Consider the following 24934-nt stretch of genomic DNA (forward strand, 5'->3'; position numbering starts at 1 on the left):
TTATACGCCGTCTTATTTGCGGCGGATGTAATGCTTGTCACCACCAGAGCCAAGCTCGGTAGCTTCGTTCTCCATAAACTTGGTGATTTGCGGGAACTCGCGAAAAGCCAGCCAGTTCACCGTGCGGTCATCCAAAATCCGCAAATCCTTATCACTTAATGCCATCGCACTGTTTAACGGCGCTTCATTTGGGAAAACGATGAACAAAATATTTTCATCCCACACTTCTTGAAAACGTGCGGCAGTAAAGCTGATGTTGCCAAGCGCAGGATCTGCCACAAACACATGGTCGTTAAACACCTCACGCACCACGACAAAATGCTTAAAACCTGCGTAATGAATGGGCACAATCGCCGGGTGTTCAAGGCCGGATAAATCATCAAAACCCGCTTTGAAACCACCGCTTTTATAGCCCAAGGCGCCAACAAAACGCTTCATATCTAACAGCGAAAACCCTCGACGCTCGACAATTTTGTCAACCTCGCCGTAGCGCAACAGGCCATCCATCACCTGCCGTTCTTCAAGGTTCATCCCTAGGTAGTAATCCAGTAGCGTGGTCAGCGCGGCTGATCCACAGCTGTAGTCATACGCTTGGCGAATCACATTGCGAAACTGCAGCTGCGACATAGGCTCCAGCGTCACCCGCTCGCGCTGCGGCATCGCCATGGTTTGACTGTTCACCACCACCGCTCCTTGCGGTTGCGGTTTGGTTTCTACTGTTTCTTGAAAGCCTAAGAGGGTGATCACACCGCCAACTAACAACTCAATCACGCTGCGCCTCCTAGTAAAAGGGCCCTACCAGCCAGGCTGATAAGGCCCTCGATTAACCGCTTACGCGATTAGTGGCCCCATACCTTGATGGTAGAGCCAGAGAAGTTGATGTTTTCAACACCAACCGAACCAATGCTAGCCGCAGTGGTGTCACCCACTTTCACTGCACCGATAGTCATGCCACCGCTCATTGCTGGCAGGCCAATAGCAATCTGCTTGCCCACTGCGCCGCCGTCGATCACGTCAACAGTGACAGGAGCAGTGTCCAGAATATTCAAACCAGTGATCGATACGTTTTCCATGCGCACGGAGCAATCAACGCAATCGGTGTCGGTGTAAACCACAGCACCAACAGTACCGCTGAAGTTACCGGAAATGCTGATACCAGCCTGACCGGTTACGCTAGAAAGGGTTGCATCATCCATGCTTTGCAGTTCGGCTTGGGCGAAGAAAGGTGCGGTAAACAGAGCAGTTGCCAGAGCCAGTTTCTTGAGGGTCATGTTGTTATTCTCCAGAAGATGTTGAGGTGGGTTGTCCCCGTAGTGTTCTCACCAGGCTTCCTGCGGGGTGATCACAGCACGCTCAATTGATTTCGCCATCCTGGCGAGTGCGTGGCCCTCGACGGCCACTGTGAGCGCCGAAGTGCAGGATCAAAGTACTCGCTGCACTCCCCTCCTTCATCCCATCCAAGGGCTAGTCAAAACAAACGAGGCTCACGCCTCACTGACCAGCCCCAGCTCTTTACCCTTTAAAACGGCTTGTGTGCGACTGCGCACCCCTAACTTGCCAAACAGGTTATGCAGGTGCCACTTAATGGTCGCTTCTGACAGGTGCACCGTTGTCGCAATATCACGGTTTGACATGCCCGCCGCCACCAAGCGCAAAATCTCTCGCTCACGATGGCTAACCCATTGATCTTCTTGAAGAAAAGCAGGATCAATCGACAGTCGCAAACACTGTTCACGGAGCATTTCTGGCACTAGCGGCCAGTGAGAAAGCACCTCAGCACCTTGCTGTAACAAGTCCTGCCAACACGGCAGCAACAGCATGGCATCGTCGACAAAGAGGCGGCGATAGCCTTGTTCCCACGCCTTAGCCAGCACTGTCTCTAGTCCACGCAGCGCTTTGTCTGCGTTACCTTTCTGCCAAGTCGCCACAGAAAGTAACAACAGCGCACGCAAGTAGCGATCAACCTGATACGGCTGATGTTCGAGATGACTGGTCATGCGTTCTAAATCAGCCATGACTAGATCGGGATTTTTCTCACTTAAGGCCACACGACTGCGCGTTAGTAGCAGCGCACACTCGGCATCACCCAATTGTTTCTTCTCGATACGCTCACACAAGCGCTCTAACAACACTGCGCTATGCCCTGCCTCTGATGGCTTGCGCAGCCACAGCAAGAACTGCACTTTGATCGCCAACGCCAACACTTGTAAGCGCTCATAGCCAGGCTGACCGATCACCTGTAGCCATTCATCCAACTCTTGCAAGGCCTGTGATGACTCGCCGGCATAAAAGCGCGCGCGGATCATGACCAGCTGTCCACGGCTAATCAGTTCCATGGGCGTGGCCAAATCTCGCCAGGTTGTCGCACTGGGCAATTCAGCCAAAATCGCGGCATGGCGGTCTTGCTCATACAAGATATCGCCATGCGCCAGCGCCAAAGGCCCGCCCACGCGACTATGACGACCAAACACCTGATGGATACGGGCGCGCGCCCCTTCACATTGCCGGCGCGCAGGCTCCAACTGCCCTTGTTCTTTCAGCACTAAGGCTTCAATCAGGCTTGTCCAACTGTGCAGGTATTCGCTATCGACATGCTCAAGCGAGGCGCGAGCATGCTCAATACACACAGCCGCCTCGGAATACTCACCCAACAAGGCATGTGCGCCGGCCTGCACACTGAACATGCTGCTGCGAAACACGTGCTCGCCGCTGGGCACCTTGCCCAGCCAGTTGCGACTGACTTCAACGCAGGCATGCAACTTATCTTGATAGAGCAACACCAAGCCTTTAAGCATCTGCGCCGCTACCAGCAACTCTGCGGCAGGCCGCGAACCGCGAGCCAGCCCTTGCATAAGCCGACCAGAGACCTCGTCGATCAAGCCTTCGGCCTCAGCATGACCACCTTCAAAGGCTTTTTGCCAGGCATAGAAGATTTGAAAAACGGGATATTCGCGGATCACTTCAGGCGGCAAACCCTCTAACAACGCGAGGACGCCATACACGCGACTGCCGGCCACCAAAGCCGCACCCTCGCGCTCAAGCAAAGACGCCGCCAAGGGGTAGTCACGCGCGCGCAAGGCATACATCACCGCCTTGTCACCCATCTGCTGACTATCAAACCAGCGTGAGGCGCGGATGCATTGATCCGCCGTACCGCCTTGGCGCTGCAGGCGGGCACGCAGAAATTCAGAAAACAGGTGGTGATAACGGAACCACTTACCCTGCTCATCGAGCGGAATAATGAACAACTGCGCATGTTGTAAAAAGGCAATTCGCTCTTGGCTATCCTCACGCCCTAATAGGCTGTCGCACAGCTCGGCGCAGAACTCATCCAACGCCGATGTCTGTTCTAAAAAGTGCTGCATTGGCTGGTCTAGCTGAGCCAACACGTCTTCAGCCAAATAATCAGCGATATTGCGTTCAGTCCCCGACAGGGCATCGATGAAGTTGGCAGGATTGGGGTGTCGCTGTAGCGCCAGTGCCAGCAAATGCAATGCAGTGAGCCAACCTTCCGTGCGTCGGTGCAGGCGGCTAATTTGCTCATCGGTTAAGTTCAAACCGCGTAATTGGCAGAGAAAATGCCGTGTCTCGTCAGCGGTTAAGCGCAAATCATCGCCGTTCAGCCAAAAGAAACGGCTCGCCAGTGCAGGCTCATTAACCACAAAGCGTGGCTGGCGGCGCGTCGACGTCACCAGATGAATGTGCGCCGGCAGTGCCGCCATAAAATGCCGACTGCCAGCTGCCAACCCTGGGTGGCGCACGCGATGAAAGTCATCCAAAAACAAATACCACTGCCCTGGCAGGCGGCGCAGCTCGGCGACAAAGGCATCGATTAACGCTTCTGCAGGCAGCGACACATCGGTGTTGAGCATCGCCTGCAGCCCTTGCATTTGCTCGGGCGCCTCTTGGGCGATGGCTGCGGCCAAATACTGCAATAAGCGTTGCGGCTCACTGTCCGCCTCCTCACAGCTAAGCCACACCACCTTCGCGCCATCCTCACGCAAGCGCTGACGAAACTGCGTGAGTATCGTGCTTTTACCAAACCCCGCCGGCGCGCTGAGCACCAGCAAAGAGCGCTCGCGATGCTGCCACAAGCGCTCCAACAAAGAGTCACGCGTTAACAGCTGCGCCGGTACTGACGGTGGAAATAACTTGGTGCGCAAGACAGGTGCTGTCATGAAAGCCGCATTCATGTGGGAACTACCATGTTCAGAGTAGACTCAATTCGCGTGCTCGCCGAATCGCTTGGGTGCGATTGCGCACATGCAGTTTTTCGTAAATGTTGTGCAGGTGCCACTTAACGGTACCCAGCGCCAACGCCAGTTGTTGGCCAATTTGCTCGTTCGACATCCCTTGTGCGGCCAGTACCACGACCTCACGCTCACGCTCGGTGAGCATTTCTTGCACGTCCTCGGCGCTGACTTGTTCGTCTTCATCAACCCAGAAGCCTAACAAGCCGCGAATAAACGTTTGCAGCGCCGGTTGCCGCTCACTGCTTTCCAGATCCTTTAGCATGCTGTGCACAGCTCGGCCTTCTTCAATAAAGATACTGCGCAAGCCTTCTTTTTCGCTCTGCACTAAGGTCTGTACCAACAAGTTGTGCGCACGATCACGATAGCCCAAGGCTTCGTAACTCACCGCCGCGAGCAAATCCAAACGCAAGCGTTGCAGCCCATGCCAACCTGGCAACAACAGACCACGCAAGCGGGTAATTTCATGCAGAGCCTCACTGAAATGCCCGCGCGCTTGGTGGATGCGCAACTGTGTCAGGCCTTGCGCCCAGAGCACCGGATTAAACGGAGCATCTTTGTAGCGCTCAGCCATCTTTTGCCAATCGGATGCTTTAAAGCGCTGCTCGGCCTTGCGCACGCCATCAGCGCTGCTGTCGTTTAACAACAAGGCTACTTCTTCGGCCAACGCCAAACTGTAAAACCGCCATGCTTGACCACGGCTCGCCGTACTTTGCATTTGCGTGAGCGTTTGCAGCGCGTCTTTATCTTTGCCAGCCAAGCGCTGCATGCGCGCCACACACAAGCTGCCACGGGCATACAGATCAATCGGGTTGATCACGTCCACATTGCTCAACGCCCAACACAGTCGGTTGTTGAGCCCATCAAGCTGGAGCTGCTCATACGCGACCAAGCCTTGGCTGATGACCGACAAGGCCAGTGCTTTGGACTCGGCGCCAAACCACGGCGTGTACTGACTACGCAACTGTTCGGCTTGATGCTGCGCCTGCGCCAAACGGCCGCGCTCCAGCTCCAGAAACATATGCAGATTGCCCATCTGCATGGCCAAAAAGTTGCCTTTAAGCAGCGGCACTTGCTGCTGGGCTAATTGCAACAAACGCTGACCCTGCTCGATCCAGCCCAACATGCAGGCGGCAAAACCGCCGCACAACACAATCGCCGCCTCTAAGAAGATATTGCTGCGACCCATCTGTTTGGCCACTTGTCGCGCCAAATTAATCGTGGCCATCAGGTCGTCTTTTTGCAGCGCAATCACGCCACGCACGGCCTGCACACCCAAAAACTCTTCACTCCAAGGCTGCTCCTGGCCATCCCCCCAGCGCTTTAATAGCTGATCGAGCAGGCGATTAGCTTCCGGCAGCGCCATATTGGTGGCTTGGTCCCAGACATCCGCGAGCACTAGGATGGGGAAGTTTTGCGCAATTTCATTGGGTACTTTTAAGCGCCAACGATAGAGCAAGTTTAATTGCCCACGATTGATCAACTCTAAACCACAGGCATTCACTAACGCGGCCAGCAACTCAGGATCGTCGGCATGGCAGGCGTGCTCAATGGCCAAGTTCTGCATGTGGTGATTGGTGAACCACAGACTGGCATTGAAATGCAGTTGCCGAAAAAACTGCGCGTCTTTGGCCAACAACCGCTTGCGCGCAAAGTCGGCAAAGAGGTGATGAAAGCGATACCACTGCCGCTCGCGATCCAGCGGCACCAAAAATAATTGCTTCGCCTCCAACTCTTCGAGCAAGGCTTGGCCATCCGAACGGCCCGTGAGCGTATTGGCCAAATCACCATTGATTTGAGTAGCCACACTGAGCGCCAACACCGCTTGCTGCAAATCCTCTGGCAGCTGCTCAAATACGCTCGCCAAGAGGTAGTCGGCCATCCTGCCGCGCTCAGGCAGGGTGGTTATTTCACGACCCTTGGCGTGCTCGCTACCTAGCCATAGACCTGCCAGGTGGACTCCCACCATCCAACCTTCGGTTTTCTCAGCTAACTGGTTGAGCAGCTTGTCATTTAACTCCCCGCCCTGACGCACAAGGTATTCACGCGTTTCCAAGGGCGATAAGCGCAAGTCATCTTGACCAATTTCAATCATCCAGTGGCGCGCTCGCCATGTCGCCAACGGCATCGGCGGCAGCTCTCGGCTCCCAATCGCCAACTGAAAGCCAGCCGGGGCATGCTGTACCAAGCGCGCCAAGCCTTCGAGGGTAGCCTTGTCACGCAACAGGTGCAGGTCATCCACCACCAGCAACAGCGGCGTGCTCAGCTGATGCAGCTCAAGAATGAGACTCTCGACCAGCGCGGCGATCGGCACGCTGATGGTGTTATCCAAAAACGGTAATGCACTGTGGCCAAAATCAGGCAGGGTTTGGCGCACGGCCTCAATCAACATCTGCCAAAAGGTCGGCGCGTCGTCGTCTTCGTTTTCGAGAGCAAACCAAGCAATCGCACTGCCCTGCTCTTGCTTGAAGGCGGCAATAGCCGCCAAGGCGGAGCTTTTGCCAAAACCGGTGGGGGCCGCCAACAACAATACGCGCGCATCCGGGTGCTGCTCTAACGCAGCGACCAAACGCGGGCGGCGCATGTATTCAGCCTTCACCACAGGTGGCGTTAAGCGCGAACGCAGCAAACTGCCGGCGGTATAGTTTTCAGAGGCCAAAGTGTGTCCCTTCTTATTCATTATGCTTTTCGTCGTTGGCTGCTAGCCAAGTGCGTTCCTGATACTAATTCAGCCGCGAGCCAAGGGAAACCAGCTGTAACACTGTGATCCGCTTAGCGCAGGCTCTACAATCGGCATCTGGTTTAGTCAGTCTTTTCAGCATGCCTGCTTGCGCTCTGTATTCCCTACCTTACGTGGCCGACCCCGGCACACGCTTTGCCGCTTTCGCCCATGAGTCGGGGGCCATACTACTGGATGGCGGTCAGCCACAAGCCGAGCGCGCGCGTTTCGACCTGATGAGCGCTTGGCCACAGCAGCTATTAAAAGCCGAGCCGCACGAAGCCGGGTTGACCTTTTTGACGCGTCTGCGGCGCGAACTGGCCAACTTTGGCGCAGCCGAGTGCGCAGACTGGCCGTTTGCTGGCGGCCTGATGGGCTACTGTAATTACGATTTTGGCCGGCGCCTTGAGCGCATTGGCGAGCAAGCCGCCTGCGACATCGACATGCCCGACGCCTGTTTTGGGCTGTACGACTGGGCCATCATGAGCGATCACCAGCGACAACAAAGTGTGCTGCTGATTCATCCCAAGGCTCCAGCCGAGCGTCGCCAACAAGTATTAGCCCAGCTACAAAAAGAACCGAGCCACACTGCGTTTAAGCTCTTGGCGCCCTTTGCTGGGCAAATCACTCGCGAGCAATACCTCGCCCAAATACAACGCATACAAGCCTACATTCAGGCTGGCGACTGTTATCAGGTGAACTTTGCCCAGCGCTTTAGCGCGCCCTTTAGCGGTAGCGCCTGGCAAGCGTATCAACTGTTACGTGCAGTGTGCCCTACCCCGTTTGCCGGTTATGCGCACTTTGACAGTTTCCAGCTGCTGAGCTTATCGCCCGAACGCTTTTTACGCGTCAGCGATGGACAGGTCGAAACCCGCCCCATCAAAGGCACCCGCCCCCGGGGAGCGAACACAACAGAAGACCAAGCTCACGCCCGCGATCTGCAAAGCAGCCTCAAGGACCGTGCCGAGAACCTGATGATTGTCGACCTGCTGCGCAATGATCTGAGTCGCAGCTGCGCCCTTGGCAGCGTCAAAGTGCCGGAGTTATTTACGCTAGAAAGCTATCCCAACGTGCATCACTTAGTCAGCGCCGTCACCGGCACGCTCGCCCAGCCCAAAAATGCGTTGGACCTGCTCGCCGCGAGCTTTCCCGGCGGCTCGATCACTGGGGCGCCAAAGATTCGCGCCATGCAGATCATTGATGAGCTGGAGCCCAGCCGTCGCAGCTTCTACTGCGGCTCGCTGCTGTACCTTGATGTGAATGGCCGGATGGATAGCTCCATCGCGATTCGCAGCCTAGTCGCCCATCAGGGCCAGCTGTATTGCTGGGGTGGCGGCGGCATTGTGGCGGATTCAGTGCCCGAGGCCGAATACAACGAGTCACTGACCAAGATCCGCGTCCTGCTACACACTTTGGAGCAGTCACTCGCGCAAGGCTAAATAGCGCGCAGCCGCTCAAAGCGCACCAACAAAAACGGCGAGCACTAGGCTCGCCGTTTTAACTCATGTTCCCGTTACAGGGTGAGCGGGCGGTTAGACGCTTTGATGAACTCACGCTTGAGGTCTTCATAGGTGTGTACCGCCGGGAACTGCGGGAACTCGGCAATCACATTGTCCGGCGCATGGAACAAGATACCCGCGTGCGCTTCGCTGAGCATCGTGGTGTCGTTGTACGAGTCACCGGCGGCAATAACGCGGTAGTACAGGCTCTTAAACGCCAATACGGACTGACGCTTAGGGTCTTTTTGGCGCAGCTGATAATCCACCACACGATCGGTTTCATCGGTGATCAGGCGGTGGCACAGCAACGTCGGGAAGCCCAATTGACGCATCAACGGCTGCGAAAACTCGTAAAAAGTGTCCGACAGAATCACCACTTGAAAGCGCTCACGCAACCAATCCACAAACTCCACCGCACCTTCCAAGGGCTTTAAGGTGGCGATCACTTCTTGGATATCGGCAAGCTTAAGCCCGTGCTCATCCAAAATGCGCAGACGCTGCTTCATCAGCACGTCGTAATCAGTAATATCACGCGTGGTGGCCTTGAGCGACTCGATACCGGTCTTCTCGGCAAAGGCAATCCAGATCTCTGGCACCAGTACCCCTTCAAGGTCTAGGCATGCAATTTCCACGGTAATCCCCTCTCGACGGATGCTGCGCCAACGCAGCGACAATGCAAATAAAAGTCGGCGGCCACTCTAACCAGTTGCACGCAGCGGCGCAATTAGCTGACCACGGCTGACCCAGCGGCAGCGCCGCTTATAACTAACAGATCCATTGTTAGTGGAAATGCTTAATTCAAGGCATAAGCAAGCTTTGCTAATATCGCGCCACTATTCTAATTAGCCTGAAACAAGGACTCCCATGTCGCAGACCTTACCCGATATCGACGCGCTCAGTGCTGAGCTGGCCGGCCAGTCCGCACAGACCATTATTAAGCGTGCGCTAGAGCTATTTGATGACCAACTGTGGCTGTCGTTTTCGGGCGCCGAAGACGTCGTCCTGCTGGACATGGCATGGAAGATCAACCCACAGGTCAAAGTCTTCACCCTCGACACCGGCCGTCTGCATCCCGAAACCTATCAGTTTCTAGAAAAAGTCCGCAGCCACTACCAGATCGAACTGGAGGTCCTGTCGCCAGACGCCGAGGCCCTGCAAGAGCTGGTCAAGCGCAAAGGCCTGTTCAGCTTCTATCAAGACGGCCATCAAGAGTGCTGCGGTATCCGCAAAATAGCCCCGCTCAAGCGCAAACTGGCCACAGTAAAAGCATGGGCCACCGGCCAGCGCAAAGATCAAAGCCCCGGCACGCGCAGCCAAGTGGCGGTGGTTGAGCTAGACAACACCTTTGGTAGCCCCGACCGGCCTTTGTATAAGTTCAACCCGCTGGCCAGCATGACCAGCGAAGAAGTGTGGGGTTACATCCGCATGCTCGAGCTGCCCTATAACAGCCTGCATGAACGCGGTTTCATCAGCATTGGCTGCGAGCCCTGCACGCGCGCCGTACTGCCAAACCAGCACGAACGCGAAGGCCGCTGGTGGTGGGAAGAAGCCACGCACAAAGAGTGTGGCCTGCACGCCGGCAATATTATTTCCAAGGCTTAACACACGGGGATATAGCCCCGAATAACACTAAGGGCGCCCCTACCGTCTGTAGAGGCGCCCTTAGTATTTTGACCGCTAAGTGGCGAGTCGCGCTAAACGCTTAGTCCAGCTTTACCAACGTGCGCCCACTCATTTGGCCCGCCAACATCTGTTCAATCGCCTCGGGCAGCTGATCCAAGCTGACTTCGTTAGCCAAGCCTGACAGCTTGAGCTTCCACTGCAGCGACAGCTTGTCCCACATCGAGGCCTTAACCACTAACGGCAGCTCGACCGAATCCACGCCGAGCAAGTTCACCCCACGCAAAATAAACGGCAGCACGTTAGCGTTAAAGTTAACCCCAGCGGTCAAGCCACAGCAGGCCACACTGGCGCCGTACTTAAGCGACTTAACCACGTTGAACAGCAAATCGCCGCCAACCGTATCTACCGCGCCAGCCCATTGCTCTTTGAGGATTGGCTTTTGCGCGTTCGCCGCCAGTTCAGCACGGCTAATCACACTACTGGCGCCCAAGCTGAGCAACATATCGTGCTGGGCTTCTTTACCCGTCGCCGCGACCACCTCGTAACCCAATTGCGACAGCAACTTGACCGCGACACTGCCCACCCCACCCGTCGCACCGGTGACCAGCACAGGGCCATGCCCAGGCTCTAAGCCGGCCTTTTCCAACTTATCGACACACAATGCCGCCGTGAGCCCTGCGGTGCCTAACAGCATCGACTCACGCAAGCTCAAGCCTTGTGGGCGCTTAATCAGCCATGCCGCCGGCACCCGAATCAGCTGTGCAAAGCCGCCACTGGTGTTCATGCCAAGATCGTAGCCGGTGGCGATGACCTCATCCCCAACGCTGAACTCAGGCACCGAAGACGACACCACAATCCCTGCTGCATCAATGCCTGGCGTATGCGGATACTGGCGGGTTACACCACGATTGCCGGTGGCCGATAGCGCATCTTTATAGTTGAGCGATGAATAGCTCACCTGAACCAGCACATCGCCCTCGGGCAGGCTGTCGCTATCGCGCTCAGCCACTTGCATGGCGAAGCTGCCATCGCTGCTCTCGCTCACCCACAGGGCTTTAAATGCACTCATCCTGAACTCCTTATGACCAATAACGCTGTTGCAGACGTGAAGACCAGTTAAGCATAAAGCGCTCAACGGCCGTGGCGGCACCTAGACCAAAGCGCTCTTGCAAACTCTTTTTCTCGACAAAACGCACATGGAACAGCTCTGCCTCACGGGCACGGCGGGTCAGGTATTCGTCGCTGGTCATCACTTCATCAATCAGCTGACGCGTCAGCGCCGCCTGGCCTAACCACACCTCACCCGTGGCCACCTGATCAATCTTCAAATCGGGGCGATACTGGGCAACAAAGCTTTTGAATTGCTCGTGGGTTTCATCCAAATCTTGCTGGAATTTTTCACGGCCCTTTTCGGTATTCTCACCCAGCACCGTTACCGTGCGCTTGAACTCACCGGCGGTGAAAACGTCGTAATCGATGTCGTGCTTCTTGAGCAGACGATGCAGGTTCGGCACCTGCGCCACCACACCGATGCTACCAATCACGGCAAAGGGCGCAGCCAAAATGCGCTGACCTAAACAGGCCATCATGTAACCGCCACTGGCCGCCACCTTATCGACACAGACAGTCAACGGCACCCCAGCACTGCGAATACGCGCCAACTGCGAGGCCGCCAAACCATAACCGTGCACCATGCCGCCTGGGCTTTCTAAGCGCAGTACAATTTCATCTTCGGGCCGTGCCAGCGTTAGCAACGCACTGACTTCATGGCGCAATTGTTCTACGGCAGACGCTTTGATATCACCGTCGAAATCCAACACATAGGCTCTGGGCTTCGGGGTGTCTTCGCCCTTCTTCGCCGCTTTGGCCCGCGCCTTTTCCGCTTTGGCTTCGGCTTTGCGCTGCGCTTTTAGCGTGGCTTTGTCGAGCACTTGCTCTTCCATGTCTTCGCGCAACTCGTCATAAAACTCATTGAGCTTGCTCACTTGCAGACTGCCCTGCTGCTCGCGGCCTTTCATGCGCATGGCGGCCGCCATCGACAGCACCACCACAATGGCGATCACCACGGTAATGGTCTTGGCGAGAAAACTGCCGTATTCGATCAAATGCTCCACTGAACTCCCCTTGATTGATCCTGTTTGAGCAAACCGCCCGAGCATACCGATGCCCGCCATTGAGCTCCAGCACCATCTCACCGAGCGCGTACTCAGCGGGCTGAATAGGCATCTATCGCGATTCAAACAAGCGTATGTTTTTCCATTGACAGGCTTGACGGCGGGTCGATACCCTCGCCTAACTTATTTAGTCAGCAGGCAGGTTTATTGGGTGGGCAGCATTTATCTTATTCGTCATGGCCAAGCCTCCTTCGGGGCAGCGAACTATGACGTACTGTCCCCACTGGGCGTGCAGCAAGCCGAGCACCTTGGCGAGCATTTAAGCCACCTTAACCTTACCTTTGACCGCGCCATCAGCGGCCAACTGCAACGCCAGCAACACACCGCCACGGCGGCACTAGGCCGGCAAGCTGAGCATGGCTTAGCCACACCCGATTTAGAGTGCGATAGCGCTTTTGATGAGTTCGATGCCGATCAAGTGTTTCGCGCTTATCTGCCTGAACTGTTAAAAACCGAGCCCGATGCGCTGAGCATTTTGCAAAACGCGGGCAAGCAACGCGCCGCCTTTCAGCGTTTATTTGTCGCCGTCATTACGATGTGGCTGAATGACCAACAACCACGCGAAGGGTTTGAGCGCTGGCAGGATTTTTTGTCACGCGTTGAGCAAGGCTTACAGCGCCTGCTGGCCAAGAGCGAAAAAGGGCAAAATATCGCCGTGTTCACCTCCGGCGGCACCATTACGGCGGCATTACATTTGATAACCGGCATTCCGGCCAATCACGCCTTCGACTTGAACTGGCAAATTGTGAATACCTCGGTCAACCGTCTACGCTTTCGCGACCAACGGCTGACTTTGGCTTCCTTCAATGGTCACACTCATTTGGAACTGTTGAAGAACCCCGACCTCATCACCTACCGATGAGGCGGTTTACAAGGCAGCACCGTTAAGCTGCCGGTACAACCTGCAAATAAAGGATAGAACCATGACTAGTGTTGCTGACATCGTCGCTCAAATGCAGTCCAAGTTTAACGCCAGCGCCGCTGCCGGCCTGGACCTGACCTTCCAATTCAACATTGAAGACGGCGACAACCACTACGTGGTTGTTAAAGACGGCGCTTGCCAAATCCATCAAGGCGACGCGGCTGAGTCCAACGTCACCCTGATCATGGACAGCGAAACCATGGTTGGCATCATGACCGGCGAAACCGACGGCATGCAGGCTTTCATGGGCGGCAAGCTGCGCGCTGAAGGCGACATGATGCTGGCCATGAAGCTGGGCGAACTGTTCCCAGTGTAAGGCTTGCTCACTAACGCTTTGGCGTTATGTGATGCACAAAAAAACGCCCCGACATGTGCGGGGCGTTTTTATTGGCCGCTGTTTAATCCAACTGCTCCATGAGCTCGTCGGGGATTTCAGCGTTGTGGTAGACGTTCTGCACGTCGTCCAAGTCTTCCAGCATATCGATCAACTTGAGGACTTTCTGCGCGGTGTCTAGATCCGTCACCGGCGCACTGATCGAAGGGATCATGGCAATGTCTGCCTCTTCACCCTTAAAACCGGCAGCCTCTAGCGCCTCATTGACCGCATGAAAATCTGCAAAGCTCGTGCTGACTAATGCCGAACCGTCATCGCCCATTTCAACATCATCGGCACCGGCCTCAAGCGCGGCTTCCATTAATGCGTCTTCATTTACGCCAGCGGCAAAGCTGATCTGCCCTTTGCGATCAAACATGTAAGCCACCGAACCGTCGGTACCTAAGTTACCGCCACACTTACTAAACGCATGACGCACTTCGGCGGCGGTACGGTTACGGTTATCGGTCATGGCCTCGACGATTAACGCCACACCGCTCGGCGCGTAACCTTCGTAACTCAGCTCGACCATGTTATCGACTTCGTTAGTGCCGGCACCGCGCGCGATGGCACGGTCAATCGTGTCGCGCGTCATGTTGGCAGTCAGCGCCTTATCCACGGCCAAACGTAACCGCGGGTTGTCGGCTGGGTTGCCGCCACTTTTCGCTGAAACGGTCAACTCACGAATCAGCTTGGTGAATATCTTGCCGCGCTTGGCGTCTTGGCGCCCTTTGCGGTGTTTAATGTTGGCCCATTTTGAATGTCCGGCCATAGCGCACTCCGGTTATCTGTGACTCAAAAAGCAGGGTAAAACCGCCACCTAAAATGAAGAAGCCTGGTCTCCCAGGCTTCTTGCTTCATTACTCAGCCTTGGGCTGTTCGCGCAGACGAATATGCAGCTCGCGTAGCGCTTTGTTGTCCACCAAGCCCGGAGCTTGGGTCATGACACACGCCGCACTCTGGGTTTTCGGGAAGGCAATTACTTCACGAATCGAGCTAGCACCGGTCATCAACATCACCAAACGGTCAAGACCGAAAGCCAAACCACCGTGTGGCGGCGCGCCAAACTTAAGGGCATCCAGCAAGAAGCCAAACTTCTCTTGCTGCTCGTCTTCGCTGATGCCCAGCACACGGAATACCGCTTGCTGCATAGCTTTGTCGTGAATACGAATCGAGCCGCCACCCAACTCAGTGCCGTTTAGCACCATGTCGTAAGCGCGCGACAAGGCGGTGGCCGGATTAGCGGCCAACTCAGCCGCTGAACAGCTGGGCGCAGTAAACGGGTGGTGCAACGCCGACAGCGAGCCGTCATCGTTTTCTTCAAACATGGGGAAGTCCACTACCCACATCGGTGCCCACTCGCACGTCAGCAAGTTCAGGTCATGGCCAAGCTTGATACGCAGGGCGCCCAAGGCATCGCACACCACTTTGAACTTATCCGCACCGAAGAACACGATGTCGCCGTCTACCGCACCAACGCGATCCAAAATCACGTTCAAATTGGCTTCTGGGATGTTCTTCACGATCGGCGACTGCAGGCCTTCAACGCCTTTAGCACGCTCGTTGACCTTGATGTAAGCCAAGCCCTTAGCACCGTAGTTGCCTACGTACTTGGTGTAATCGTCGATTTGCTTACGCGGCATGCTGCCAGCGCCCGGCACACGCAAGGCGGCAACACGGCACTTAGGATCATTCGCCGGGCCGCTGAAGACTTTAAACTCAACGTCTTTGAGCTGATCGGCCACATCGACCAATTCCAACGGGATGCGCAGATCTGGCTTATCCGAACCGTAGCGCAACATGGCCTCCGCAAAGGGCATGTGCGGGAACTCGCCAAACTCGACGTCCAACACTTCTTTAAACAGGTTGCGGATCATGGTTTCGGTCAAGCCCATGATGTCCGCTTCATCAAGGAAGCTGGTTTCGATGTCGATCTGGGTAAATTCAGGCTGACGATCCGCGCGCAAATCTTCATCGCGGAAGCACTTTGCGATCTGGTAGTAACGGTCAAAGCCCGACACCATCAACAACTGCTTAAACAGCTGTGGCGACTGCGGCAAGGCGAAGAAGCTACCGGCGTGAGTACGGCTCGGCACCAAGTAATCGCGCGCGCCTTCTGGAGTGGCACGGGTCAGAATCGGCGTTTCAACGTCAAGGAAACCGTTTTCATCCAAGTAACGACGGATGCTCGAGGTAATGCGCGAGCGCAACTTGAGCTTTTCAGCCATTTCTGGACGACGCAGGTCGATAAAGCGATAGCGCAGACGCGTTTCTTCGCCCACATCGCTGAACTCATTCAACGGGAATGGCGGGGTCTCGGCTTCGTTCAGCACTTCAAGCTCATAGCCCAGCACTTCAATCGCGCCGGAGGCCATGTTGGCGTTGCGCGCGCCCTCAGGACGCATGCGCACCTTGCCGGTGATTTTCACCACATATTCACTGCGCACGCGGTCAGCTTTGGCAAAAGTCGCTTCACGATCGGGATCGAACACCACTTGGGCCAAGCCTTCACGATCACGGATATCGAGGAAAATCACCCCGCCGTGGTCACGACGACGATGAACCCAACCGCACAGGGTAATTTCTTGGCCGTCGAGGCTTTCGTTCAGTTGGCCGCAATAGTGGCTACGCATCATAAGGATAAGTCTCTTGCTCTCTCGCGAGGGTTAAAAGGCAGGCTTGCAGCGCAGCAAGGCGAATCGCCTTAACTTCTGCCACGCACGGCGCGCCGGCTGCAAACGTGATTCTTTAAGTCTTCGCCAAAGCTGTGCACTAGGGCCAACTCGGCAAAGACAATTAATCTGGCTGACAGGGTTGTTGGCGACGCAATCAATACCTTAAGCCTCAACAACCACATCATTGCGACGACTTCCGCGCCACAAAAGCGGCGAATTATAGACCGATTCCACCGTCGCGCGCAGCCCATCAACACCACAGCACGCTCAATTTACCAACACGCTGGCCGACACTTTCTATACTCAACGCGAGCCACCCTTTCATGAGGCAGCCATGCACGTTGCACGCCCAGAAGACCTTGAAGTCGATCTGCTTGATGAGTTTCGTCACGAGTGTTCAGAGCAGTTCATTCTGTGTGAAACCTTGTTGCTAGAGCTCGAGCACCAGCCACAAGACACGGAACTGCTACGCCGCTTATTCCGCGCCGTGCACACGGTAAAAGGCAATCTGGACTATGTCGGCCTGCACAAGCTAGTCCCACTACCGCAAGCCATTGAAGAATTGCTAGAACCGCTACGCGCCGGTGACATGCAATTCGACAGCATGCTGGGCGATGTGCTGCTCATCGGCCTAGACCGCCTGCGCAACATGATCACCGCGGGCCTACAAGGCCAAGATATCGGCATCAGCGAAGGCGCCTTTGCCGCGCTATGCCAAAAATTTCGTGACCTTGCCACCGCGCAAACCAGCAAAAGCGACCGGCGCGACATGCTCGTGGCGCTTGATCCGCAAACGCGTCTTCCGAGCCAAGCCGAAGCAGAAGCCATCGCCCACAACACCGACAGCCCGTTAATCCAATACGGGCTCGATAATGACCCAGACTTGCATTTTTTCTTCGCCATGATGGAAAGCGCCGAAGAACGCTCGCACTTCTGGGCCGGACGCTGCCGCCGCCAGCTCAACCTCTGCCTAGCCATGAATCACTACGCCGGCACACCCATCCCCGCTGAGCAACTGGCTGCTGCAGTGCTGCTGCATGATTTCGGCATGGCCTTTCTACCGATTGAGCTGCTACACAAAGATGGCAACTTCAGTAGCGAGGAGCGCAAGATGATTCAGTGCCACCCTCGACAAACCCACGAACTGCTTCGACGCATGCCGCGCTGGCAGGAAGCCGCCGACATAATCCTCTGCCACCACGAGCACGCTGATGGCAGCGGCTATCCTAAACACCTGCACGAACACGACATTCCGGCAGGCGCGCAAATCATCGACATCGTCGATACCTTCGAAGCCCGCACCCATGAGCGCGCCCATCAAAGCCTCAGCAAGCGACCGGTTATTCGAGCGATCTTGGAGATCAACAGCCAAGCAGGTCGCCAGTTCAGCCAACGCTGGGTTGAGGTATTTAACCTAACGCTCAAGCACCAACCCGAGCTCGCCCGCGCCTAAGCCATGCAAACTGTCGTGGCGCATGGGCGAGGCTTTTATTAGACTCCCACTGTATGAGTGCCTGCCTAGAGCCCACGGATGCCTAAGTCGAAATCAAGGAACTTGATGGATGTGTTCCCCGAAGAAACTCGGGAAGCTGCCAACTTGCTCAAGCAAGCTGTACCCAACATGGTTAGGCACGACATCCCGCCCAACCCGATTCACTACGCCCTCTGGTACAGCTATGCGCAAGGCAACAATGCTGAACTCAAGCAGCGCCTAGACCGCATCGTCAATAACTTTGCGGTCTTCCCCCCAGAAGCTGCGATCAAGCTGTACCGCGAATACATCATTAATGGCGAACTCGAACAAGCGCGTAGCGGCCAACAGCAAGTGATTGATGTTGTCGACACCCTTGAGAGCGAGGTAACTCGCTCACTCGACGGCGGCAAAAACTACGAAAAGAGCCTAAAGCACGGTTTAGAAGTCCTGCACGAGCCCGTGATGGACGAGCTGCCCAGCGTGCTCGAAGAGCTGCTCGACAGCACCTACGCCATGCAAGAGCAGCAGGAAAAATTCCTCTATCGCCTGCAAGCCGCACAGGCAGAAGTGCAATACCTGCGCAACCAGCTGAAAAAGACCCAAATGGCGGCCAGCCTCGACGCCCTCACCCAAGTTTTTAACCGTTTCTCGTTCAACCGTTTCCTTGAGCAAGCACTGGCCGAGCAGCACCCCAACGCAGCACTGATCATGCTCGATCTTGATCACTTTAAAGCGTTCAACGACCAATACGGCCACGTACTGGGCGATCGCGTCCTGCAAACTGTGGCGCAAATGCTGCGCGAACAAACCCCCAGTCACGCGCTGTGTGCACGCTATGGCGGCGAAGAGTTTGCCGTCATCCTCAATCCGTGCGGCAAGCTCGATGAAGCCCGCGCACTGGCCGAAGCCCTGCGTGCCAAGCTGCAAAGCCTGCGCGTCAAAGTCCGCAATACGGATAAGACCCTCGACAACATCACCGCCTCCTTTGGTGTTGCCCTAGCCCAACCCGGCGACACACTCGACAGCCTGATCCACCGCGCTGACGAAGACCTCTATCGCGCCAAGCGCAGTGGCCGCAACAGCGTCGGCGCTAAAACCGATAATTTGACTAAAACCCGCAGCAAGTGATTTGAGCCAACCGCCGCTTTGCGGTTAAATACGGCGGCGCATTCGCGCACCGTACCCATATCATTTCATTCTGTTTGTTTAAGGTATTAGTCCCTTGAAAAGCCTAAAAATTCTTCACGTTGTTAGCGGCGCTGCAGCGCTGTTGTTATTCGTCTTAGCAGCCACTCGTGGCAACATCGCCGGTGACGCCTTGCTCTTGGCATCGCTCGGTCTTACCCACTTATTGCTCGCCCCACTGTTTAAAGGCCAACAAGCGCCATCGTTCGTTCAGTACTTAGTCAGCGCCTTGCTAGTGCTGGCCGTGATTTTACAAGCCGCCACTGTGCTTGCACCGCTTGGCCCCATTAACGAGAGCATTCCCGCTGCCGCCCTGGCCCTGAGCGCCACGTTACTGGCCGCCATACTGGGCTTAATCGGTAGCGGCAGCACCGCCTCGACCAACACTGGCAACAGCATGCCACGCACCCAGCCGCAAGATGGTCGCGAGCGCGGCACCGTTAAGTGGTTCAACACCTCCAAGGGCTTTGGCTTTATCAGCCGCGAGAACGGCGACGACGTGTTTGTGCACTTCCGCGCCATTCGCGGCGACGGCCACCGCATTTTAGTGGAAGGCCAAAGCGTTGAATTCTTCGTCGCCAACCGCGAAAAAGGCTTGCAAGCCGAAGACGTCGAAATCTTCGGTCGCTAAGACTGCCTTAGTCCATAGCAATAAAAATGCCCGCACTGTTGCGGGCATTTTTATGTCAGAAACACACTTAATAATGAGGTGGCGGGGCATCCACCGCATCGGCCGGCATCTGCGTAGCCAACTCTTTTTGGCGCTGCGCCAACAGCGCCACACTGTGCTCTAGCTTAGTGATCGTCGCCTGCTGTGCGGTCAAGGCGTCATTTAGCGCCTCAATGGTGTCATCCTGAAACGCCAAGCGCATTTCCAACTCTGCCACACGCTGCGTTAACTCCTCGCTCATACCTCATCCTCAGCAAAGGTGAAGTTTTGCCGATTCAAGACCAAACGCAGCTTCTCACGCACCGCTAGAATTTGCTCTGCCGTATAAGCCATGGCGGGATGCTTGCCCCATACCGGCGCCGGCCATGCCGCATCGGACTTGCGCCGCACAATCACATGCACATGCAGCTGCGGCACCATATTGCCCAAGGTGGCAATGTTCATTTTGTCGGCACTGAAGATATCTTTCAGCACTTCGGCCAGCCCTGCCGCTTCTTGCCACAAAGCAGATTGGTCAGCAGCGTCCAGCTGAAACACCTCGCTCACACCCTCACGGCGCGGCACAAGGATGAACCACGGATACTGCGCGTCATTCATTAATAGCAAGCGGGATAAGGGGAAGTCGCCCACCCGCAAACAGTCCGCCGCTAAGCGTTGATCCAATTCAAACATGGCACACCTCACATCACAGAATGTCGCGCATCATATAAGAAGCATAGCCGAGCACAACGCCTGCAAGGCGCACCAGTTTTGTGCAACACATCGCCAAACAAGGGCTTAAACCCTTATAGAATCGGCCGATTGAGACTGGCACGGGCATTGCTGCTCTCATAATCATGGGTAGTCCAGTCATTTAAGACACCCCGTAGTTTCAAATGATCGACGCCGTAGTTACACATAAGCGACATATCCTTTGTGCTAGCCACAGAACTATCGCCAAGCGTTTTGTCGTGCTATAAGTTACGCGCCGACACAAGAAGAAATAATCATCCCTATTTGCGAAGGGATGACATAACTCCAAAACCTTTAAGGAGCAACCACAATGCAAATGATCAAGTGGAGCGCTATCGCCGTTGCCGTTGCAGCAGCAACCAGCTCGGTAGCCATGGCCAACCAGGCCGATTCCAAGGGCTTCGTCGAAGACAGCAGCCTGAATCTGTTCACCCGCGCGCTGTACATGAACCGTGATTTCCGTAACGGTGCTGGCAACATTGGCGTTGACACTGATAACTCCGTAGATAGCGATGGCGACGGCAACGCTACCAACGATACTGATCGTTATAAGAAGGGTTACCGCGAAGAAACTGGTGTAGGTGTCCGCGTACTGTTCGAGTCAGGCTTCACCCAAGGCACCGTTGGCGTTGGCTTTGACGCACACAGCCTGAGCAGCATCAAGCTGGACAGCGGCACTGGCCGCACTGGCAATGGTTTGTTCTCAAATAACGCTGACGGCCAGCCAGAAGATACTCAGTCTGAAATTGGCGGCGCCATTAAATTCCGTATTTCTGACACTGTCTTGAAGCACGGCAACATGATGGTCGACACTCCTGTGTTCTCCACCGATGACAGCCGCATCCTTCCAGAAGTTGCCACCGGCAGCCTGCTGACCAGTGATGAGATCTCTGGCCTGACCTTAACCGCCGGTCGCTTCACCGCACTAAGCAGTCAAACTGCCACTGGTCGTGATACCAAAACCCAAAAAAGCCAGACTCTTCGCTCTGCAAATATCGCTGGCGCCAACTACAGCTTCACTGACAACTTCAGCGGTGCCGTTTTCGTCTCCGATGTAGAAGATTTCTACACCAAGCGTTACTTGAACCTGAACTATGGTCAAGATTTGGGTAATGACCAAGCCTTTGGTATCGACTTTAACTTCTACCGTACGGTAGATGACGGCAAGAAATACGCCGGCAAAGTTGATAACAAGATCTGGAGTATCGCCCCTTCATACACCATCGGTGCGCACAAGTTCACTGTAGGCTACCAGCAGTCTAGCGGTGACACAGGCCACACTTACGGCGTAGACGGCGGCGGCGCAATTTATGTTGCCAACTCTGTTCAATACTCTGACTTTAACTATGAAGACGAACGCTCTTACCAAGCTCGCTACGACCTGAACATGGCCACTTTTGGCATTCCAGGCCTGAGCTTCATGACTCGCTACGTCACCGGCAAGGACATCACTGTTCGCGACGACGACGGCGTAACCACCACCGACAGCGCCAAAGAGCACGAATGGGACTTTGAGACCAAATACGTACTACAGGAAGGCGCGGCAAAAGACCTTTCCTTCCGTTTACGTAGTGCCGTTTATCGCGCCAACACTGGCGTAGACGATGACGTAAATGATGTTCGCCTGATCGTCGAGTACCCACTGAGCATTCTGTAATCTCAGTTTAGGTAATCGATTGATTAAGAAAACCCCGGCTTGCCGGGGTTTTCTTTTATCCGAGATAAACACCACACAACAAAAAGCCGCTCTTGAGCAGCTTTTTTGTTGTGCCTCACAGCCTCTGCTTATTTCTCTACAAAGGCCCGCTCAATCACATAGTCTGCCGGCTCGCCCATGCGGGGCGAAATTTTTAAGCCAAACTCCTCCAGCATCGCACTGGTTTCATTCAGCATGCTGGGGCTACCGCAAATCATGGCGCGATCTGTGGCAGGGTTCAGGGGCGGCAAGCCGATATCGTTAAACAACTTGCCTGAGCGCATTAGGTCGGTCAGCCGGCCGTTGTTGGCAAACTTCTCCCGCGTGACCGTAGGGTAATAAATCAGCTTTTCGCGCACGTGCTCGCCAAAGTATTCATTGTTGGGTAGATGCTCGTTAATGAACTCTGCGTAGGCCAGCTCATTCACCTGACGCACGCCGTGTACCAAAATGACCTTTTCAAAGCGCTCGTAGGTTTCAGGGTCTTGAATCACGCTAATAAACGGCGCCAAGCCGGTACCCGTACTGAGCAAATACAGATGCTTGCCCGGCAGTAAGTCATCCAACACCAAGGTGCCCGTGGGTTTGCGACTGATGATCAGCTCATCGCCATCCTTAAGGTGCTGCAAGCGCGAGGTTAGCGGCCCGTCTTGCACCTTGATGCTAAAAAACTCTAAGTGGTCTTCATGGTTAGGGCTGGCAATACTGTACGCGCGCATCAAGGGGCGGCCATTCACCTGCAGACCAATCATCACAAACTGACCGTTTTCGAAGCGCAAACCGGGGTCACGGGTGGTTTTAAAGCTGAACAGCGTGTCATTCCAATGATGCACGCTCAAAATGCGCTCAATAGCCAGATTACTCACAGCAAGCTCCTCAAACAGCGGTGGATGTGCGGCCATTCTAGAAAGCCAACCACTTATCTGTTAAACAGTATTATCTGATTAGCTTTAACGGCATTACCGATATGCGATTTAGCTTGCGTCAAATTCAAGTCTTTGTAGCCACTGGGCAACACGGCAGCGTGTCACGTGCGGCTGAAACACTGGCGATGTCGCAGTCGGCAGCCAGCGGCGCCTTGGCGGAGCTGGAAAAACAGTTCGATTGCCAGCTATTTGATCGCCAAGGCAAACGCCTAAAGCTCAGCAGTCTGGGCGAAGAAATGCTGCCCAAAGCCGCTGCCCTGCTCGATCAGGCCGATGAGTTTGAGGCCCTGCTGCGCGGGCAAGCCGGCTTTGGTGAGCTACGCGTTGGCGCCACTTTAACGATCGGCAACTATTTGGCGACTTTGTTAATTGGCGCTTTTTTGCAGCGCCACCCGCAAGCGCACGCGCAACTGCATGTGCACAACACGGCACATATCATCGACCAAGTACGCCACTTTGAATTGGATATTGGCCTGATCGAAGGTGAATGCAGTGAGCGCGACATTCATGTCACGCCATGGATTGAAGATGAGCTGTGTGTTTTTTGTGCGCCCAGTCATCCACTGGCCAAAGCCAAGCAAGTGGATATGGCCCAACTCGCCGCCCAAGAATGGATCATGCGCGAAGCCGGCTCCGGTACCCGCCGCGCCTTTGAAGCTGCGCTGCGACCGCACCGCCAGCAACTCCATGTACGACTGGAGCTAGAACACACCGAAGCCATCAAACGTGCAGTGGAGTCTGGCCTCGGCATTGGCTGCATTTCACGCTTAGCTCTGCGGGATGCCTTTCGACGTGGCAGCTTAGTGCCGCTGAGCACGCCAGCACTGAACTTGCAGCGTCAGTTCTATTTCATCTGGCATAAACAAAAATACCAAACCGCCGGCATGCGTGAGTTTCAAGCTCTGTGTTTAGCCATGACCCAAGGCCTGAGCAGCAGTAGTGATATCCCGCTACCCAGCATTGCTTAAGAAAACGCTGGCTTAACCGTTTTGGCTTAACTGATTTAACGCAAATGCTTAGGGGACAAACCCAAATAGCGGCGCATCGCTGTACTTAAGGCCGCCTGATTGGCAAAGCCGCACGCCTCAGCGATCTGCAACAAAGACAAGCCACTGTGCTGCAACAAACTCTGCGCCTCGCTCAGGCGCTGCTGCAAGACAAACTGGTACGGCGTTAGCCCCGAGGCTTGTTTAAATAGCGCATGAAAATGTGCCGCGCTAACGTGCGCCTCTTCAGCCAACTCCGCCACACTGATACGCCGACGCAGGTGACGCTTCACATAGCGCTGTAAATGCAGCATATCCACCCGCGAAGCGCGCTCTTGGCGTTGCGCCTCGCCAAACAAACGCACATGCAACGCTCGTAGCAGCATGCCACCTAAGGCACGCGCCAAATGCCGGTCGTGCCCGTAGCGTTGCAATTCGCTGGCGGCATAGCTTTTTAATTGACTGAACGCGGGATCAAGCGGCGCAAAAGTAGGCTCGGCAAACAATTGCTCCAGCATGGTTCGGTCGGCATCCGAAGCCTCATTGTGCTCAGCCGAGTCAGCTGACTGATCCAAGATCAGCATACGGTTCTCGCCCTGACCAGCAAACACATGCCGCACACCGCCGGGCACCACACACGCGCCTTGTTCACTGACACAGCCGCCCCGCCCCGCCAACTCAAACTCAGCGCGACCGTGTATGGCCAACACCAGCTGGTGATGGCTATGCGCATGCTGATCAGTTTCGTGCGGTAACGGCAGTAATCGGGCAGTAAACATACGGAGCTCTTTTTTTGCCCACTGTAGCGATCCCTACCAGCAAGGTCACGCGTTAAGCCGACCAACAGCGCGCCAATGTCGCCCCCAGAACACACCGCTTCGCCCTTTAAGCAACATCACCCGACCAACAACACGGCGAGCAGTTAGGTGATTTGCTCGGCAAATAAAGCTCGCATGCCGTCATCACCGCGCAAAACAGTCTATATCCATTAGTACAGGTGAGCGTTTACCGCGCGATGGCGACTAAGGAA

General features: G+C 55.3%; 22 protein-coding genes. 9 read left to right on the plus strand and 13 right to left on the minus strand.

Translation table 11 applies throughout. The features are described 5' to 3' along the window. Window positions 1-12: 12 nt before the first annotated feature. The 4 genes from MKI83_RS04690 to MKI83_RS04705 all read right to left on the minus strand — a co-directional run bounded on the left by MKI83_RS04690 (window position 13) and on the right by MKI83_RS04705 (window position 6930). Window positions 13-771: a C39 family peptidase gene (locus tag MKI83_RS04690; protein WP_241583707.1), complete on the minus strand. Its 759-nt coding sequence runs from the start codon at window positions 769-771 to the stop codon at window positions 13-15. A gap of 68 nt (window positions 772-839) precedes the next feature. After that, window positions 840-1271 (minus strand): DUF6160 family protein, encoded by a 432-nt coding sequence (locus tag MKI83_RS04695; RefSeq protein ID WP_241583709.1) that lies wholly within the window; start codon window positions 1269-1271, stop codon window positions 840-842. Between the two features lie 213 nt (window positions 1272-1484). Continuing rightward, on the minus strand, window positions 1485-4178 hold the full coding sequence (locus MKI83_RS04700) for a winged helix-turn-helix domain-containing protein (RefSeq protein WP_241583711.1): 2694 nt from the start codon (window positions 4176-4178) through the stop codon (window positions 1485-1487). A 31-nt stretch (window positions 4179-4209) separates the two neighbouring features. After that, the gene (locus MKI83_RS04705) at window positions 4210-6930 is read right to left on the minus strand and encodes a winged helix-turn-helix domain-containing protein (RefSeq protein WP_241583713.1); all 2721 of its coding nucleotides are present in this window, start codon (window positions 6928-6930) and stop codon (window positions 4210-4212) included. A gap of 140 nt (window positions 6931-7070) precedes the next feature. On the opposite strand from MKI83_RS04705, the gene pabB reads away from it, so the two are divergent. Beyond that, on the plus strand, window positions 7071-8408 hold the full coding sequence (gene pabB / locus MKI83_RS04710) for an aminodeoxychorismate synthase component I (RefSeq protein ID WP_241583714.1): 1338 nt from the start codon (window positions 7071-7073) through the stop codon (window positions 8406-8408). Between the two features lie 74 nt (window positions 8409-8482). Here pabB and thrH read toward each other — a convergent pair whose 3' ends face one another. Beyond that, entirely contained in the window at window positions 8483-9100 is a 618-nt protein-coding gene (gene thrH, locus MKI83_RS04715; protein WP_241583715.1) for a bifunctional phosphoserine phosphatase/homoserine phosphotransferase ThrH, read from the minus strand. Window positions 9101-9332: 232 nt separating this feature from the next. On the opposite strand from thrH, the gene MKI83_RS04720 reads away from it, so the two are divergent. Next, a complete protein-coding gene (locus MKI83_RS04720; RefSeq protein WP_241583716.1) occupies window positions 9333-10070 on the plus strand; it encodes a phosphoadenylyl-sulfate reductase in 738 nt (245 codons plus the stop codon). 100 nt (window positions 10071-10170) lie between these two features. Here the strand turns inward: MKI83_RS04720 and MKI83_RS04725 are convergent, their stop codons facing one another. Next, window positions 10171-11160, minus strand: a complete 990-nt coding sequence (locus tag MKI83_RS04725) for a YhdH/YhfP family quinone oxidoreductase (RefSeq protein ID WP_241583717.1) — start codon at window positions 11158-11160, stop codon at window positions 10171-10173. 10 nt (window positions 11161-11170) lie between these two features. Next, the gene (gene sohB / locus MKI83_RS04730) at window positions 11171-12205 is read right to left on the minus strand and encodes a protease SohB (RefSeq protein ID WP_241583718.1); all 1035 of its coding nucleotides are present in this window, start codon (window positions 12203-12205) and stop codon (window positions 11171-11173) included. Window positions 12206-12416: 211 nt separating this feature from the next. On the opposite strand from sohB, the gene MKI83_RS04735 reads away from it, so the two are divergent. After that, complete coding sequence (locus MKI83_RS04735; protein WP_241583719.1) at window positions 12417-13127, plus strand: histidine phosphatase family protein; 711 nt, start codon at window positions 12417-12419, stop codon at window positions 13125-13127. Between the two features lie 61 nt (window positions 13128-13188). Then, a complete protein-coding gene (locus tag MKI83_RS04740) occupies window positions 13189-13503 on the plus strand; it encodes an SCP2 sterol-binding domain-containing protein (protein WP_241583721.1) in 315 nt (104 codons plus the stop codon). Between the two features lie 82 nt (window positions 13504-13585). Here the strand turns inward: MKI83_RS04740 and MKI83_RS04745 are convergent, their stop codons facing one another. Continuing rightward, complete coding sequence (locus MKI83_RS04745; RefSeq protein ID WP_241583723.1) at window positions 13586-14332, minus strand: YebC/PmpR family DNA-binding transcriptional regulator; 747 nt, start codon at window positions 14330-14332, stop codon at window positions 13586-13588. An 88-nt stretch (window positions 14333-14420) separates the two neighbouring features. Next, window positions 14421-16196 (minus strand): aspartate--tRNA ligase, encoded by a 1776-nt coding sequence (gene aspS / locus MKI83_RS04750; protein ID WP_241583724.1) that lies wholly within the window; start codon window positions 16194-16196, stop codon window positions 14421-14423. Between the two features lie 373 nt (window positions 16197-16569). Here aspS and MKI83_RS04755 point away from each other — a divergent pair, with 373 nt between their 5' ends. From MKI83_RS04755 to MKI83_RS16910, 3 genes are all read left to right on the plus strand, one after another. Then, entirely contained in the window at window positions 16570-17688 is a 1119-nt protein-coding gene (locus tag MKI83_RS04755; RefSeq protein ID WP_241583726.1) for an HD domain-containing phosphohydrolase, read from the plus strand. 78 nt (window positions 17689-17766) lie between these two features. Continuing rightward, window positions 17767-18837 carry a GGDEF domain-containing protein gene (locus MKI83_RS04760; protein WP_241583728.1) on the plus strand — a complete coding sequence of 357 codons (1071 nt, stop codon included), beginning with the start codon at window positions 17767-17769 and terminating at the stop codon, window positions 18835-18837. Window positions 18838-18931: 94 nt separating this feature from the next. After that, entirely contained in the window at window positions 18932-19525 is a 594-nt protein-coding gene (locus tag MKI83_RS16910) for a cold-shock protein (protein WP_272493011.1), read from the plus strand. Window positions 19526-19592: 67 nt separating this feature from the next. Here the strand turns inward: MKI83_RS16910 and MKI83_RS04770 are convergent, their stop codons facing one another. Together MKI83_RS04770 and MKI83_RS04775 are read right to left on the minus strand one after the other, a co-directional pair. After that, a complete protein-coding gene (locus MKI83_RS04770; protein WP_241583729.1) occupies window positions 19593-19805 on the minus strand; it encodes a SlyX family protein in 213 nt (70 codons plus the stop codon). Beyond that, window positions 19802-20236, minus strand: coding sequence for an HIT family protein (locus tag MKI83_RS04775; protein ID WP_241583730.1), 435 nt, complete (start codon window positions 20234-20236; stop codon window positions 19802-19804). Before MKI83_RS04775 ends, MKI83_RS04770 begins: the two co-directional genes overlap by 4 nt. 370 nt (window positions 20237-20606) lie before the next feature. Between MKI83_RS04775 and MKI83_RS04780 the strand changes: the two genes are divergently transcribed. Continuing rightward, on the plus strand, window positions 20607-21953 hold the full coding sequence (locus MKI83_RS04780) for an OprD family porin (RefSeq protein WP_241583731.1): 1347 nt from the start codon (window positions 20607-20609) through the stop codon (window positions 21951-21953). A 128-nt stretch (window positions 21954-22081) separates the two neighbouring features. On the opposite strand, the gene fpr is transcribed toward MKI83_RS04780, so the two are convergent. Next, window positions 22082-22858, minus strand: a complete 777-nt coding sequence (gene fpr / locus MKI83_RS04785) for a ferredoxin-NADP reductase (RefSeq protein ID WP_241583732.1) — start codon at window positions 22856-22858, stop codon at window positions 22082-22084. A gap of 101 nt (window positions 22859-22959) precedes the next feature. Here fpr and MKI83_RS04790 point away from each other — a divergent pair, with 101 nt between their 5' ends. Then, complete coding sequence (locus tag MKI83_RS04790) at window positions 22960-23886, plus strand: LysR family transcriptional regulator (RefSeq protein ID WP_241583733.1); 927 nt, start codon at window positions 22960-22962, stop codon at window positions 23884-23886. Between the two features lie 35 nt (window positions 23887-23921). Here the strand turns inward: MKI83_RS04790 and MKI83_RS04795 are convergent, their stop codons facing one another. Next, window positions 23922-24683, minus strand: coding sequence for a helix-turn-helix domain-containing protein (locus tag MKI83_RS04795; protein ID WP_241583734.1), 762 nt, complete (start codon window positions 24681-24683; stop codon window positions 23922-23924). Between the last annotated feature and the right edge of the window lie 251 nt (window positions 24684-24934).

The sequence above is a fragment of the Atopomonas sediminilitoris genome (assembly GCF_022601735.1).
Lineage (GTDB): Bacteria > Pseudomonadota > Gammaproteobacteria > Pseudomonadales > Pseudomonadaceae > Atopomonas > Atopomonas sediminilitoris.